The organism is Pseudomonas sp. St386 (genome assembly GCF_018325865.1).
Classification (GTDB): Bacteria; Pseudomonadota; Gammaproteobacteria; order Pseudomonadales; family Pseudomonadaceae; genus Aquipseudomonas; species Aquipseudomonas brassicacearum.
Window position 1 is genome coordinate 3,083,421 of record NZ_AP021900.1, and the last position, 14,333, is coordinate 3,097,753.

Here is a 14,333-nt window from a genome sequence, read left to right on the forward strand (position 1 = left end):
CTGTCCCCAACGGGCGATGCCATTGCGTCAGTAGACCCTGTAGTACTTCACGACATCATCGACGAAATAGATGGTCAATACCGAACCCTGGCTCTGGCTCTGGCCTGTTTTCGTGCCGGTCACGCTGCTGACGTCATTGGCTACGGTTTGCGCCTTGGACAGTTGTGCCGAGGTTTCATACATCTTCAGGCTGGTTTCGGTCGAGACGTACTTATGGGCCAGCTTCATGTACTTATCCAGGCCTTCATCAGTCTTTTCATAGGTCCAGTTCGACTCGTTGCTGGAGCTCGTCGAATTGAGTTCTTCATTGGTCGGCGCGCCGAACATTTGAGTGATCTGGCCTTTTGTCGTCTTGCCCGGAATGATTGTTTGCTTGAGGTACGAGACGTCGTATTTTTTGGCGCCCTGATTCAAGGAGCCCATCAAGTTGCCCAAGTCGCCGGTGTTTGCACAACCGTTCAGTACGCCCGCCAGCACGCACAGCGCCATTCCATTTCTAAGTGTTTTTCCATATTCGAAGGACATGATGACTTACCTTGAGTTAATGTCAGGACCATTCCATTTCAACCGTGCAGACGGTGAAGTTGACCCAGCATTGCGCCGCCTATCGATTTATAAAATCCATAGGCTTCGCACGTCATAACGTTTCAATAGGTACAGTGATACTGCACGGTGCATGGCATGTTGGCTTTCTTTATGTTTGGCTGTTCCAACAGCCTTTTTATGGAGCGTCCACAGCTTAGGGGGAGAGTACTGGGCGACGCTATAGTACAAGTGTGCTATGGCCTCGGAGATGGGCAGGCAGGGAGGGTGATGCTCAATTAATATTCGCGGTCGTTATACATTTAATTGTCTTGTTTTCCCGGCCATCCACCATTGCCTGGGAAGTTGGAGAACTGCGCCGCAGCCGCCGCGCGCGTGGGCACACCCAGGGATTTGAGCAGGCTTGAGACATGGATGCGCACCGTGAACGGGGAAATGCCCAGGTCCCGGGCTATCTCCTTGTTGGTCTTGCCGGCGGCGATCAAGCCAAGCACTTGCCGTTGGCGCGCGGTCAGTTGGGAAAGTGCATCGTCCAGGATCGCGTTTTCGGCCTGATACTTCACCACCACTTCGCCTTCGCGTATTGCCATGATGGCGTCGGCAATACCGGCGGGGTCGATATTCTTGCCGATGAATCCGTCGGCACCCAGCGCCATCACTTGGGAAATAACGTCGACATCATCCACCATTGAAACCACAATGATCGAGGTGCGCTTGAACTCACTGCGCAACTGGCCGATTACTTGCAACGATTTGATCCCGGGAAAGCGCAAGTCGAGTATCAGGGAGTCCACTTCCATTCCGGAACGTGCCAGCGCCAATACTTCGTCCAGATTTCCAGCCTGTTCTATGGATGCTGTCGGTATGAGTCGTTCAATGGTTCTCAGCATACCTTCGCGAAACAAAGGATGGTCATCTGCCACAATTACTCTGCACGTCATGCTTCAGATCCTTCTGATCTTCCAGTTCACGAATCGTAACCTAAACTGCCCCCTTGGGTTTCAAGTTTGAAACAACCTTTCATGTTGGAATAATCCAGTGACTATGACGGAAAAGAATAGCGAGCTTGATCAGGCTACCTTGAGATTGACGGTCGGGGCCTGTACTGCGCTCTACATCATAGTGGTGGCCTGCCTGGCCAGTGATTTCGAAACCTATGTCCCGATCCTGTGGTACATGGCCTTTTTTTTCGGCGTCGCGGTCCCGCTGCGCATGGCGATCAAGCGTTGGCCCGGGCACTTCATCCTGCGTCGTCTTTTTGCCATGACCCTCGACTATGCAAGCCTCGCCTTCGCCTTGATCGTGGGTGGGGAGGGGTTGCTACCGGTGTACGCCGCATTGCTCTGGGTCACGTTGGGCAATGGCATGCGCTTCGGCTCGCGCTACCTGGCTGCCGCGACGTTGATCGCTCTCGCTACCTTGGTGGTGATCTTCCTGCTCACGCCGTTCTGGCGTGGTCAGCCCTACGTGTTCCTGATGCTGATCGTCACCACCATAGTGGTGCCCGCCTACGCGCATATCCTGCTGACCCGAACCCGCATCGCTTCGGAGGAGGCGATTGCCGCGAACCAGGAGAAATCCCGCTTCCTGGCCCAGGCCAGCCACGACTTGCGCCAACCGATTCACTCGATCGGCTTGTTCACCGCCTGCCTGCGCGATGCCCGGTTGGGCCAGGAAGAGTTGCGACTGGTGGACAACATCGACCGCTCGTTGCACATCGTCTCGCAGCTGTTTCGTTCGATCCTCGATATCTACACCCTCGATAACGGGCAGCTTGAACCGCAGGCCGAACCTGTACACCTGGGCGCGTTGCTTCAAGATGTGGTCAAGCAGAACACCGAAGCCGCACGCTGGGCCGGTGTCGAGTTGCGCCTGCGGCCTTGCCGGCATTGGGTCAATGTCAACGCCGGCCTGTTGGCGACCATGGTGCAGAACCTGGTCTCCAACACGCTCAAATATGCCTCCGGCCAACCAGTGTTGATCGGCGTGCGGCCGAAAGGCAGCGGCCTGGCCATCGTCATCTACGACAAGGGCCGGGGCATTGCCGCCGAACACCTGCCCGAGGTGTTCAAGGAGTTCTATCGGGTGCGCCACGTTCGTGACAAGGACGTCGAGGGGCTGGGCCTGGGGTTGTCCATCGTCAAGCGAATCAGCCTCCTGATCAATCTGGACATCCAGCTGGACTCCCGGCTCGGCAAGGGCACGCGCGCCATGATCCAGGGGCTGGAAACGGTTGCGCCAAGGGCGATGGTGGACAGGCCGGTGTCCACCCATAGCCGTTTGCAAGGCTTGCGGGTGTGCCTGGTGGAGGATGACGCCAACGTGCTGATGGCGACATCCGCGCTATTGGAGAAGTGGGGGTGCGAAGTGGAAACCCACAGCGACGGGGTGGGCGTGACCAGTGACTGCGACATCATCATTGCCGACTTCGACCTGGGCACGAAGGTCTCCGGTTCCGAATGCATCGCCGCGATTCGCGAGCAACGGGGTTGGGAAGTCCCCGCCATGATCATGACCGGCCATGAAATCGAAAGAATTCGCCACGCGCTGCACCACATGAACATCTCGATCCTGGCCAAGCCTGTGCGGCCTCCGGAGTTGCGGGCGACCTTGCTCGAGCTGACCAAGAACTTTGCCAGCGTCAGGACCTGACCTCCGTTCGGGCCATGCCTCGTGCTTCCACCATTCCATTTTATGAAACGGTGGATTGCAGTTTGTGCGTATTCCTGCGCCGTCGCTTTGGGCAGAAGATGAGTCCAGCCATTTGCACAGCCGTGCAAACGATGGCGGAGAATCCCTAACCGTAGCGCACTGGCGCAGGCGTTCATGCTGCGAGCGCGAGGAGTAGCTGATGGACGAAGCCTTGCAAGCAAAAACCTCGCCCTGGCACGAAGGAGAGCTGGCCTTGCAGCGCTCCGTCGGGGCAGTCGACATGATGGCCGGTGTCGGGCAACGGCAACTGGCGCGCACGTGGATGCCAGACCAGCATCGGGAGTTCTACGCCCAACTGCCTTTCGTGGTGCTGGGGGCGGTGGATCGGCAAGGCGATGTCTGGGCGACCTTGCGCGCCGGGCAACCAGGCTTCATGAACTCGCCCGATCCGCAGACCCTGCACATCGACCTCGAGCCTGAGCCGAACGACCCGGCCCAGGAGGGCATGGGCGAGGGCGATGCCATCGGGATGCTGGGGATCGAGTTGCACACCCGCCGGCGCAACCGCATGAACGGTGTCGTGCGTCGTCAGCTCGACCCTGGGCTCGAGATTTCAGTGAGCCAGGCGTATGGCAACTGCCCTCGCTACATCAACCTGCGCCAGTACCACTTTGTCGACGCGCAGGCCGTTGCGCCGCGTCAACTGACCGTGTCCGACCCACTGGTGCGGCGCCTGGTGACGGCGGCCGATTCGTTCTATATCGCCACCTACGTGGTGCGCGACGGCGAGCGGCAGGTCGATGCTTCCCACCGTGGCGGCAAGCCGGGGTTTGTGCGCATGGACGAAGACGGATCGCTGACCATTCCGGACTTTTCCGGCAACCTGTTTTTCAACACGCTGGGCAACATCCTGCTCAATCCGCGGGCCGGGCTGGTGTTCGTCGATTTCCAGACGGGCGATCTGCTGCAAATGAGCGGCTCGGCGCAAGTCCTGCTGGACGACCCCGAGATCAGCGCGTTCCAGGGCGCCGAGCGGCTGTTGCGCTTTACCCCGCAACGCATCGTGTATCGCCCGGCGGCCATTGCCCTGCGCTGGAAGGACCAGGACGAAGGCGACTCGCCCAATTCAATGATGACCGGCAGCTGGGAGCAGGCCGCCGAGCGCTTGCAGGCCGAGGCGCTGCGTAGCCGCTGGCGTGCATTGCAGGTCGCGCGGGTGGTGGATGAAAGCCACAACATTCGCTCGTTCTACTTGCAGGCAAGCGATGGCTTGGGTTTGCCCCGGTTTGAAGCCGGGCAACATTTGCCGGTGCGGATCTTGCTGGAAGGACAGAACGCGCCATCGATCCGGACCTATAGCGTATCCAGTGCGCCGTCGGATGATTTTTTGCGCATCAGCGTCAAGCGCGATGGTTCGGTGTCGTCTCACCTGCATGATCAGGTGCAGGCGCTGCACGAGCTTGAGGCGCGGGCGCCCCAGGGCCATTTCACCGTCCAGGCCACCGAGCGACGTCCGTTGGTCTTGCTGGCAGCGGGCGTGGGCATCACACCGTTGTTGTCGATGTTGCGCGAGGTGGTTTACCAGGGCCAACGCATCAGCCGCATGCGCCCGGTCTGGCTGGTGCAAAGCGCCCGCTCGGTGGCCGACCTGGCTTTCCGTGACGAGATCGACGAACTGGCCGCCCGTGCCGGCGACAAGCTGCAGGTGCTGCGCATGGTCAGCCAACCACCCACTGATGGAGGAGGCGCTGAAGGTTATGACCTGACCGGCAGGATCGATGTGGAACTGCTCAAGAAGCTGCTGCCGCTCAACGACTACGACTTCTATTTGTGCGGGCCGGGCAGCTTTACCCAGGCGCTGTACGACGGGCTGCGCAAACTGCGCATCCCTGACGATCGCATCCACGCGGAGACCTTTGGGCCCTCAACGCTCGTGCGGGATCTCGAAGTGAGCATGCCGGCGCCAGAGCAAGTGCCGGCTGCGAGTGAAGCGGTGAAGGTCTTGTTCGCCAGTTCCGGCAAGGAGGCACGTTGGGAGCCGGGCAGCGGGACGTTGCTGGAGCTGGCCGAAGCGCGCGGCCTTAATCCGGAATTCAGTTGCCGCGGCGGTTCCTGCGGCACCTGCAAAACTCGCTTGAGCCGCGGCCAGGTGCATTACCTGAGCCAGCCGGCCGAACCGGTTGGTGAAGGTGAGGTGCTGATCTGTTGCGCGGTGCCGGCCCAGGGGAGCGAGCCGTTGGTGCTCGAGGTCTAGGCTGACCGCCTGACTGTTTCACCGGATGAAATGCTGGATTGTAGAAGCTGGTTATTCCGCTGTCCGGGGCAGGAGCAGAGGATAGCGCCATCGACGCGATCACCGCTTCGAGCCCAAAACAACATGGAGTACGTCATGTCTGAGAAAGCGATCAAACTTTATCGCCACCCGCTGTCGGGGCACGCCCATCGTGTCGAGCTGATGCTCTCGCTGCTTGGCTTGCCAACCGAGTTGATATTCGTGGACTTGATGAAAGGTGAGCACAAGACTCCGGAGTTTCTCGCCATCAACAGTTTTGGCCAGGTGCCGGTGATCGACGACAACGGCACCGTCCTGGCCGACTCGAACGCGATCCTGGTCTACCTCGCGGCCAAGTATGGCAAGGGGCAATGGCTGCCCAGCGATCCGCTTGCCCAGGCGCGGGTGCAGCGCTGGCTGTCGGTGGCGGCGGGCCAGATCAACCAGGGGCCGGCCAACGCCCGGTTGATCACCGTGTTCGGCGCCGGCTATGACGCCGAAGACGCCATCAAGCGTTCCCATGCCCTGTTGAAGGTGATGGAGACGGAGTTGGGGCAGAGCCGGTTCCTGGCCGGTGAGCAACCGACCATCGCGGACGTGGCCGCGTACACTTACGTGTCCCATGCGCCGGAAGGCAACGTCGCGCTGACCGACTACCCGAACGTCCGGGCCTGGCTGGGCAGCATCGAAGCATTGCCGAATTTCGTCGGCATGCAACGCACCGCCAAGGGCTTGCAGCAAGCCTGATTCACACCGCAGGTGCTTGCCGGGGGGCATCTTCCGGCAAGTACATTCAAGCCACGTGCCCTCAAGGCTGGATCGCCCATGGATCGCTTTCAGGAAATGCAGGTTTTCATGGCGGTTGCCGAGGAGGAAGGGTTCGCCGCTGCCGCCCGTCGACTGCGTATATCACCACCAAGCGTGACGCGCGCAATTGCGGCGATGGAGGAGCGGATTGGCACCCAGCTGTTGTCGCGCACCACCCGCAATGTGTACCTGACTGAAGCGGGGCAGCGCTACCTGGAGGATTGTCGACGGATCCTGAGTGAGCTCGATGAAGCCGAGGAGGCCGCTGCCGGCAGCTATTCGATCCCCTGCGGGTATCTGACGGTCACCGCCCCGGTGCTGTTTGGCGAGCTGTACATCGCGCCTTTGCTGACGGATTACCTGGATCAATTTCCCTCGGTACACCTCAACGCCTTGTTGGTCGACCGCGTGGTGAACATCGCTGACGAAGGCATCGACGTGGCGATCCGCATCGGCCATTTGCAGGAAAACAATCAGCACGTCATCAAGGTAGGTGAAGTGCGCCAGGTGATTTGTGGCGCCCCGGCCTATTTCCAGCGACACGGACGGCCAACCCATCCTGGCGAGTTGAGCAAGGCCAATATCGTGATGTCTTCGGCCAGTCATTTGCTGAGCCACTGGCAGTTCATGGACGAAGCCAATTCGCTGAGCCTGCGCTTTGATCCACGCCTGGTGGTGACCGCTAATCAGGCGGCAATCAACATCGCCTGCCAGGGTTGGGGCGTGACCCGGGTCTTGTCCTATCAAGTGGCCCGGCAGGTCGCCGACGGCGAGCTTGAGGTAGTGCTCAAGGCGTTCGAGCCACCAGCGTTGCCGATTCACGTGGTGTATCAGAAGAGCAATCGAGTGCCGGCCAAGGTGCGCACGTTCGTGGACTTCCTCGCTGATCGGTTGGGGGACGACGTCACGCTCAAGCCTGTCGTAAAAGGCATCGCCTGATGGCTCGCCACCATGAAATGCTGATGTTCCATGCGCTGTCGCAGTGCCCCAGTCTCGCCTCGGCAGCCCAGCGCCTCAACGTTTCCGGACCGACCGTGATGCGTGCCATCGCTCGGCTGGAGGCGCGACTGGGTGTGCAGTTACTGTCACGCAGCACGCGCGGGGTCGTGCTGACTGAAGCCGGGGTCGGCTTCATGGCTGACTGTTCACGGATCCTCAATGCGATTGACGAGGCCGAGGCGTCGGCCAAGGGCTGGCATGTCCAGGCCCAAGGCAACCTGACGATCCTGTTGCCCTTGCTGTTCAGCCGCTATGTCATGGCCCCGGTGCTGGCCGGCTACATGGATCAGTACCCCGAGATCAGGGTATTTGCCCACTACCACGATCGTTTTCCGAACATGCATGAGGAAGGGCTGGATGTGGCGGTGTTGGTGGGGAATCTGCCCAACTGCTCATTGATCGCACGACCGGTCGGCAGCGTTCGTTCGCTCGTCTGCGCCAGTCCTGGCTACCTGGCGATTCATGGTGAGCCGGTTGTGCCGCAGGATCTGCACAATCATCGATTGATCGCCACGCAGGCCAACCAGGATTGGGTCCAGTGGCCTTTCCAGCAGCAGGCCAGCGGCCTCAAGGCACGCACGCGGCTCAGTTGCGCCACGCTGCAGGCGGCCATCGACGCGGCGGCTCGTGGGGCTGGGTTGATGCGCTGCTTGAACTATCCGCTGTACGACTATCTGAACAGCGGACGCTTGCGCCGGGTCCTGCAACCCTATGAACCGCCCTCGATACCGGTTCATGTGGTCTACCGCGAAAGACGCAAGGCGCCGATGCGCGTGCGCAGTTTCGTGGACTACATCGTCGAGCACCTGCGCGAGCACCCGGCGCTGCGAGCGGATGTTTCTTGAATATCAGCTCGCGCTTGGACCCAGGATCCCGCGGCGCACACGGCCTGGCGCCTCACCGAAGACTTCCTTGAATTTCTTGCTGAACGCGGCCTGGGATTGGTAGCCGACCTGTACGGCAATATCGCTCAGCCCCAAGTGTGAGTGACTGAGCAGGCTGAAGGCCAACTCCATGCGGACTTGCGTCAACAGTACCCACGGCGAGACACCGGCCACCTTGACAAATGCACGCATGAAGTTGGCCCGGGACATGCTCGCGATGTCCGCCAGGCCTTGGATGGTCCACTCGTGCGCAGGGTCCGCCAGCATTGCCTGCCAGGCCCGGCCCAGACGCTTGTCGCCGAGCAGGGCCAGCGAGCCGCTGTCCTGTCCCTGGCTGGCCAGATGCGCACGCAGAATCAGGGTGAACAGCGCCTGTGACAGGGCATCGAGCAAGAAGCGCGCGCCGACCTTATTCCCATCTGCTTCTGCGCGCATGACCTCCACCAGCGCCGGCAACGGCCCATTGGCCGGTAATGCGCCGCTGGGAATCACCAGGTATTCGGGCAAGGCGCCGAACAGCAACGAAGCCCGGTTGAAGTGAAAGCCTCCGCAAAGCATGTCCAGCTCCGCGCTGGCGCCGCCAATGCGATGAATCGGCAAGGTGCCCCCGGTCAGGATTCGGGGGGAGGTCGGCGTTACCGTTTTGCCAGGGCTGTGCATGACGTGAGGGGCACCGCGCGGCAACAGCAGGATGTCACCGGCACGCATGGGCAAGCGCTGCCCATCGGCAAACTCGACGCGGCATTCGCCGGCCAGCACGATGTGATAGGGCGCTGTGCCCAGGGCTTGCTGCCCGTGATCCATGGCCCAGTCGCCCTGGAACTGACAGCGCAGGTCCAGGCTGCCGCGCACGTTGGCCAGGCTGATGAGTTTATCGATCGCATTCATTTGAGCATTTCGCCAAAAAAACTGAGCGCATTGAGCAAACCCGAGTGGCGCCAGGGTGAAAAACTGAGGGCGTCAAAACAGTACACCCAACCCACTCAGGAGTTAATGCCATGTTCAATAACTGGTCCGAATTGTTGCCCACCATTCAGAAGGCCTTTGGCGCACTGGGCCGCAGCAACCCGAAAATGGTCAAGGCCTATATGGCGCTAGGGGAAGCCGCCAGCGAAAACAATGTGCTCGATGCCAAGACCCGCGAGCTGATCTCGATCGCCATCGCCGTCACTACCCGCTGCGACGGTTGCATCGCCGCCCACACGGACGCGGCGATCAAGGCCGGCGCGAGTCGCGAGGAGGTCGCGGCGGCCCTGGCAACTGCGATTTCGTTGAATGCGGGGGCGGCCTATATCTACTCGCTGCGGTCGCTTGAGGCGTATGACATGCTGAAAGCGCCGGTGTGATTTGTATGGGGGCATATCCGTTGCTGCGGTAAGGGCGGAACCATAAGCCGCCGTTACCGCAACAACGGATATACACACCAAAAAAACACCCCTCTCGGAACGAAATATCAAAACCTCGGTAAGCCTTTTTTGTTCAGTCAGCTGCGATTGTTTCAGATTACGCAATCAAGTCATGTAATTCCTGGACATTCTCTAAAAACCGTCCGCCAGTGAAACTGATCCCAGAAGCGATTGACCGTTTCGGGTCGTCGCAGCGTTCTCCATCCATCGGGAGATTCCCATGATCGACACGACTTGCACCGGCAACCTTCGGCCCGATACCTCCGTTGCGACTTACCAGGAGCACGAAAGCGGATTCCTGTTGCCCCAATTGATGGGCGCCTTGGCAAGCGAGTCCGCAGGTTTCGTCTCGAACGACCTGTGTCAGCAACGCGCGCACGGCACTTTGCTGGCGAAGGCTGGCGCCTTGGTGATGCGGGTGCTGAAGCTAACGCCGATCGGCTAACGCAGAACCCGTGGCGAGGGAGCAAACAATGAAGCGTCGCTTCGTGCGCACTTGAACATGGGGATGAAAGAGGTCGCTACTTTTCCGTTCAACGGGTTTGAGTTCGCTGTTTATTCGTACATTGGCTAGGCAGAAAACGAAAGCGGGCCATGCATTACGATCGACTAAGTCGACACCGAATCATGGCAGCAGACGCAAAGCTTGTTGCCATCGAGATCTCGAAAGTAGGCGCCGTAATAATCAGGGTGGTAGTGGGGTCTCAAGCCGGGTTCTCCCTCACACGTCCCGCCCAGTGCCAGCGCTGTCGCGTAGCTGTTCCTCACCGCTTCCCGGCTGGGGGCAAGCAGAGCCACCATTTGTCCGTTGCCGGGTTGGTGCACCTTGCCGTCAAAGGGTTTTCCAATCACGAAGATCGGGCGCGGTGAATGCTCGGCAATCCAGCCCGCCCAGCCTTTGTGGGCGTCGCTAAATTTCAATGTCAGGCCCAGCCCGGCCATGACCTTTGAATAGAACCCGAAGGCGCGATCAAAATCGGCGATACCTAGAAAAACATGCGAGATCATGATGACTACCGTTTTGCCGTGGGCGCGAGGGTTGTTTGAAATTCCAGCCTACGCTGCCACAGGAATCATCGCGCTGCCAAGTCCGGGCGGTTAGCGCTCCGGCTCAGACGCTCGGCGCCTGGCCTGCCGGGCTTCGGTGCCGACGACCAGCCAGATGCCAATCCCGGAGACCGCCATGCCCGAGACCATTTGCCATGAAAGCGGCTCGTTGAACATGGCCCACGCCCAGAGCATCGTAATGGGCGGGCTGAGGTACAGGACGCTGGCGACCCGGGTGGCGGTTGCGCGGCGCAGGCACAGCCAGTAGAGCCCATAGCCGCCCATCGTCGACAGGCCCGCGGTCCACAATACGCTCAGTGCAAAGCCTGTGCTGGGTATCGGGGCGAGGCTGCCATGGGCGGCTTCGACCAGGGCGAAGGCCAGTCCCGAAACGCAGCATTGCAGCCACAGGTTAGGCAACAGACCCAGCGATTGCGCGGGGGGAGATATTTCTGCCACAAGGTCGCGACAGCGAGCGAGAGCATGCCAAGCAGCGGCAGGCCATAGGCCCACCAAGGCGCGTTGCCCCACGCCAGCGCGCCTTGGGTCACCAGCATGACGCCGAGCAGGCCGATGAGCAGCCCGGCCCAGATCTGCCAGGCCAGTCGTTGCCGCAGTACACCCGCAGCCAACAGCGCCAGGCCCATCGGCAGCAGGTCGGCGACAAGCGCGGCCAGGCCCGCCGGCACACCCAGGGCAATGCCTTGGGTGATACCGGCCAGGTAGCCCGCCATCGCCAGAAGGCCGATACCGGCATTTTTCAACAACACGACGGGCGAGGTTCGGCGCAGCGCTCTGGCGACGAAGGGCAACAGGACGAGCGTGACCACGACGCAACGCCAGAACACCACCAGCAATGCTGGCGCGTAATCAATGGAAAAACGCGCGCCGACGAAGCCGGAGCTCCACGTCAGCAGCAACGCCGCCTCGAGCAACGGCAACGGAATCAGCCAGTGCCAGTCGGGCTTGGGAAGGGAAGGGCAGTCCATCGATTTGGTCGGGTTCATGACCACAGGCTACGAAACCCGCGTAATCTAATAAATCAAAATGTAGTGCATCAGTCTTCACAAAGATTGAATAATGACGGCCATACTCGATATCGACTTGATACGTACCTTTCATGCGGTGGCACGGATCGGCAAATTCAGTGCGGCGGCAGAACAGCTGCACAAAAGCCCGGCGGCGGTCAGCGTGCATATTCAGCGCCTGGAAGCGGTCGCTGGCGGGCGTTTGCTCAACAGGGACAATCAATCCGTATCCCTCACCGCGTTGGGCAAGCGTCTGCTCGTGGCGACGACGGAACTGCTGAGCACCCACGACCGGGTGCTGGCCGATCTCCACGGAACCCGGCTGGCGGGACGCATTACGCTGGGGGTGCCGGATGAATACGCCGAACATGTCATTCGCGACATCCTCCCGACCTTCGCCGCCGCGTGGCCCAACGTGGTGCTGGAACTCAAGACCGCGCCCAGCTACGCGCTACGTGACCTGGTCCAGCGTGGCAAGCTCCAGGCAGCGGTCGTTGCGCAGCCGAAGGGGCAGGTCAGTGCTGGCGGGCAAGTGCTGGTTTCCACCACGCCGGTCTGGGTCGGTCCGGTCCACACAACAGTGGCCTCGATGGAGCCGCTGCCGCTGGCGGTGCATGCGGCGCAATGCCCTTATCGGCAAGCGATGATGGAGGCCCTCAGGCAAAGCGGCCGCAGGACCCGAGTCGTCCTGGAAAGCCCCTCCAACCAGGCCGTCAAGGCGTGTGTGGAGGCAGGGTTGGCGGTCAGCCTGATAGACCGCGCGCGGGTGACGGACACCATGCAGATCCTCGAAGGCCTGCCGGTTATTCAGGAGCACGAGGTGGTGTTCCTGCGAGCTCGGGCGTCACACGGCGATGAGGCCGTGGACCTGCTTTCCCGTGCCATGCAACAGTCTTTCCGGCTGTAGAGCCGGTCCAGGGACTGCTGCGCAGCCCCAAGACCAAACCCGCCAAACGATCAAGCCGACAGCGGCGGCGTCCGCGGCGGGATCAGGCGTTTGGAGCCAATCGATTCAAACGCCGAAGCCAGTCGCAACAGCGTCGAATCGTCATAGGCGCGGCCAGCGAACGTCAGCCCGACGGGCATGCCGATGTCCGCCATGACGCCCATCGGCACCGTGACAGTCGGCACGCCCAGATGGCGGATGGCGAGGTTGCCATTGGCGACCCAGACGCCGTTGCTCCAGGCGATATCGGCAGACGCCGGGTTGATGTCCGCATCCGCCGGCCCGACGTCGGCGACGGTCGGGAAGATCACCGCGTCCAGGCCCAGCTGCGCCATCCAGTCCTCCAGATCGATTCGACGTGTCTCTTCAAGCCCCCGCAGGCCGTCAGGCAGGGTCGGGATCTGGTCCCACGGCATGATGCCGCGCTGGGCCATCTTCACGTACTCATCCATGCCGGCGGCCAGATCGTCCTCCCGGTTGGGCAGGGTGCCCGGGTCGTGGGGGAAGATCTTCGGTCCGTCGACGTCGGCCAGGCGATTCAACTTCGGATCGCCGTTGGCCCGCAGGAAATCATCGAATGCCCAGGCCGACAGGTCCCACAACTCATGGTGCAGGAACTCCTTGGAAACCAGGCCGCGGGTGAAGACCGTCGGTGCGCCAGGACGATCGCCCTCGCAGTTGGATACCAGGGGGAAATCCACCTCGACCACTTCGGCGCCACAGGCCTCAAGCGCCTTGCGCGCTTGCTCCCAGAGCTCGATCACCGAGGCGCGGGTGATGATTCGCTGCCCCGTCGGACCGCCGATGCGGGGGCCGGGGCCGTGCCTGCTTCAGGGTCGGCGTTGATGTACATCCGAGGAACGCCGAACCGAACGCCTGCCAGCGCACTTGGGTGGCTGGCAAGGCTCGGATACGAGGCCGGGCGAACCGAGTCGACGCTCGGAATCGGCACCCAGGGTTGCAGGCGCCACAGGTCGCCACGGGTGTCCAGGTCCTCGGCGACCACCACGTCCAGCACTTCGAGCAGGTCGGCCATGGTCCTGGCGTAGGGCACGACGACGTCCATGGTCGGCGTCAACGGCCAGTTGCCACGCACCGAGATCACGCCGCGCGACGGCGTATACGCGCACAAGCCGTTGTTCGACGCCGGACCGCGTCCGCTCGACCAGGTTTCTTCGGCAAGGCCGAACGCCGCGAAACTGGCGGCGGTTGCCGTGCCCGCACCGTTCGAGGAGCCCGAGGCAAAGGGCGCGGTGAGGTAGTCGCCGTTGTACGGGCTTTCGGCACGGCCATACACCCCGCGCTGCATGCCGCCGTTGGCCATGGGCGGCATGTTGGTCTTGCCCAGGCAGATGGCGCCGGCGGCGCGAAGCCGCTCGATGGTGAACGCATCGCGATAAGCAACCAGGTCCTTGAACGCCGGGCTGCCGGAAGCGGCAGTGAGCCCCTTGACCAGGTAACTGTCCTTGGCCGTATAGGGAATGCCGTCGAGCGGCCCCAGGGTCTGGCCGCTGGCCCGACGGGCATCGGAGGCCTGGGCCTCTTTCAATGCATCGGGGTTGCGCACCACCACCGCGTTGAGGGCTGTGGGCGTATCGGGGCCGTCGTAGGCATCGATCCTGGCAAGGTAGGCCTGGACAAGCGCCACCGCCGTTGTCTGGCCCGACTCCAGCGCAGCGCGCAATTGGGCAATGGAGGCTTCGGTGATTTCGATCATGCTGTTAGCGCCGCGGCAGAGGGATGGCGGGG

The 14,333-nt window shown here is 61.4% G+C and carries 12 protein-coding genes and 2 pseudogenes; 8 read left to right on the forward strand and 6 right to left on the reverse strand.

Annotated features, from left to right (window positions below; genetic code table 11):
- Window positions 1-27: 27 nt before the first annotated feature.
- Together KI235_RS13485 and KI235_RS13490 are read right to left on the reverse strand one after the other, a co-directional pair.
- The gene (locus KI235_RS13485) at window positions 28-525 is read right to left on the reverse strand and encodes a hypothetical protein (RefSeq protein ID WP_003201077.1); all 498 of its coding nucleotides are present in this window, start codon (window positions 523-525) and stop codon (window positions 28-30) included.
- A gap of 320 nt (window positions 526-845) precedes the next feature.
- Window positions 846-1,484 (reverse strand): response regulator transcription factor, encoded by a 639-nt coding sequence (locus KI235_RS13490; protein ID WP_003201079.1) that lies wholly within the window; start codon window positions 1,482-1,484, stop codon window positions 846-848.
- A 103-nt stretch (window positions 1,485-1,587) separates the two neighbouring features.
- Between KI235_RS13490 and KI235_RS13495 the strand changes: the two genes are divergently transcribed.
- The 5 genes from KI235_RS13495 to KI235_RS13515 all read left to right on the forward strand — a co-directional run bounded on the left by KI235_RS13495 (window position 1,588) and on the right by KI235_RS13515 (window position 8,118).
- Entirely contained in the window at window positions 1,588-3,195 is a 1,608-nt protein-coding gene (locus tag KI235_RS13495; protein WP_028237079.1) for a hybrid sensor histidine kinase/response regulator, read from the forward strand.
- Between the two features lie 199 nt (window positions 3,196-3,394).
- Window positions 3,395-5,449 carry a pyridoxamine 5'-phosphate oxidase family protein gene (locus tag KI235_RS13500; RefSeq protein WP_038856975.1) on the forward strand — a complete coding sequence of 685 codons (2,055 nt, stop codon included), beginning with the start codon at window positions 3,395-3,397 and terminating at the stop codon, window positions 5,447-5,449.
- Between the two features lie 135 nt (window positions 5,450-5,584).
- The gene (locus KI235_RS13505) at window positions 5,585-6,214 is read left to right on the forward strand and encodes a glutathione S-transferase (RefSeq protein ID WP_027912298.1); all 630 of its coding nucleotides are present in this window, start codon (window positions 5,585-5,587) and stop codon (window positions 6,212-6,214) included.
- A 78-nt stretch (window positions 6,215-6,292) separates the two neighbouring features.
- Complete coding sequence (locus tag KI235_RS13510; RefSeq protein WP_003201095.1) at window positions 6,293-7,213, forward strand: LysR family transcriptional regulator; 921 nt, start codon at window positions 6,293-6,295, stop codon at window positions 7,211-7,213.
- A complete protein-coding gene (locus KI235_RS13515; RefSeq protein ID WP_212795806.1) occupies window positions 7,213-8,118 on the forward strand; it encodes a LysR family transcriptional regulator in 906 nt (301 codons plus the stop codon). Before KI235_RS13510 ends, KI235_RS13515 begins: the two co-directional genes overlap by 1 nt.
- A gap of 3 nt (window positions 8,119-8,121) precedes the next feature.
- On the opposite strand, the gene KI235_RS13520 is transcribed toward KI235_RS13515, so the two are convergent.
- A complete protein-coding gene (locus tag KI235_RS13520; protein WP_003201099.1) occupies window positions 8,122-9,045 on the reverse strand; it encodes an AraC family transcriptional regulator in 924 nt (307 codons plus the stop codon).
- Window positions 9,046-9,155: 110 nt separating this feature from the next.
- On the opposite strand from KI235_RS13520, the gene KI235_RS13525 reads away from it, so the two are divergent.
- Both KI235_RS13525 and KI235_RS13530 read left to right on the forward strand, forming a co-directional pair.
- Window positions 9,156-9,503, forward strand: a complete 348-nt coding sequence (locus KI235_RS13525) for a carboxymuconolactone decarboxylase family protein (RefSeq protein ID WP_003201101.1) — start codon at window positions 9,156-9,158, stop codon at window positions 9,501-9,503.
- Between the two features lie 280 nt (window positions 9,504-9,783).
- Entirely contained in the window at window positions 9,784-10,008 is a 225-nt protein-coding gene (locus tag KI235_RS13530) for a hypothetical protein (protein ID WP_003201103.1), read from the forward strand.
- Window positions 10,009-10,172: 164 nt separating this feature from the next.
- On the opposite strand, the gene KI235_RS13535 is transcribed toward KI235_RS13530, so the two are convergent.
- A complete protein-coding gene (locus KI235_RS13535; RefSeq protein ID WP_003201106.1) occupies window positions 10,173-10,571 on the reverse strand; it encodes a VOC family protein in 399 nt (132 codons plus the stop codon).
- A gap of 90 nt (window positions 10,572-10,661) precedes the next feature.
- Window positions 10,662-11,617: pseudogene (locus KI235_RS13540) on the reverse strand (DMT family transporter).
- Between the two features lie 73 nt (window positions 11,618-11,690).
- On the opposite strand from KI235_RS13540, the gene KI235_RS13545 reads away from it, so the two are divergent.
- Complete coding sequence (locus KI235_RS13545; RefSeq protein WP_013693145.1) at window positions 11,691-12,545, forward strand: LysR family transcriptional regulator; 855 nt, start codon at window positions 11,691-11,693, stop codon at window positions 12,543-12,545.
- A 50-nt stretch (window positions 12,546-12,595) separates the two neighbouring features.
- On the opposite strand, the pseudogene KI235_RS13550 reads toward KI235_RS13545, so the two are convergent.
- Window positions 12,596-14,301 (reverse strand): annotated as a pseudogene (locus KI235_RS13550) (amidase).
- Window positions 14,302-14,333: the final 32 nt, after the last annotated feature.

What these genes read in the sequence shown, in the direction of transcription:
- KI235_RS13485 (WP_003201077.1), bottom strand. Translation starts at nt 525, where the DNA reads ATGTCCTTCGAATATGGAAAAACACTTAGAAATGGAATGGCGCTGTGC.
- KI235_RS13490 (WP_003201079.1), bottom strand. Translation starts at nt 1,484, where the DNA reads ATGACGTGCAGAGTAATTGTGGCAGATGACCATCCTTTGTTTCGCGAA.
- KI235_RS13495 (WP_028237079.1), top strand. Translation starts at nt 1,588, where the DNA reads ATGACGGAAAAGAATAGCGAGCTTGATCAGGCTACCTTGAGATTGACG.
- KI235_RS13500 (WP_038856975.1), top strand. Translation starts at nt 3,395, where the DNA reads ATGGACGAAGCCTTGCAAGCAAAAACCTCGCCCTGGCACGAAGGAGAG.
- KI235_RS13505 (WP_027912298.1), top strand. Translation starts at nt 5,585, where the DNA reads ATGTCTGAGAAAGCGATCAAACTTTATCGCCACCCGCTGTCGGGGCAC.
- KI235_RS13510 (WP_003201095.1), top strand. Translation starts at nt 6,293, where the DNA reads ATGGATCGCTTTCAGGAAATGCAGGTTTTCATGGCGGTTGCCGAGGAG.
- KI235_RS13515 (WP_212795806.1), top strand. Translation starts at nt 7,213, where the DNA reads ATGGCTCGCCACCATGAAATGCTGATGTTCCATGCGCTGTCGCAGTGC.
- KI235_RS13520 (WP_003201099.1), bottom strand. Translation starts at nt 9,045, where the DNA reads ATGAATGCGATCGATAAACTCATCAGCCTGGCCAACGTGCGCGGCAGC.
- KI235_RS13525 (WP_003201101.1), top strand. Translation starts at nt 9,156, where the DNA reads ATGTTCAATAACTGGTCCGAATTGTTGCCCACCATTCAGAAGGCCTTT.
- KI235_RS13530 (WP_003201103.1), top strand. Translation starts at nt 9,784, where the DNA reads ATGATCGACACGACTTGCACCGGCAACCTTCGGCCCGATACCTCCGTT.
- KI235_RS13535 (WP_003201106.1), bottom strand. Translation starts at nt 10,571, where the DNA reads ATGATCTCGCATGTTTTTCTAGGTATCGCCGATTTTGATCGCGCCTTC.
- KI235_RS13545 (WP_013693145.1), top strand. Translation starts at nt 11,691, where the DNA reads ATGACGGCCATACTCGATATCGACTTGATACGTACCTTTCATGCGGTG.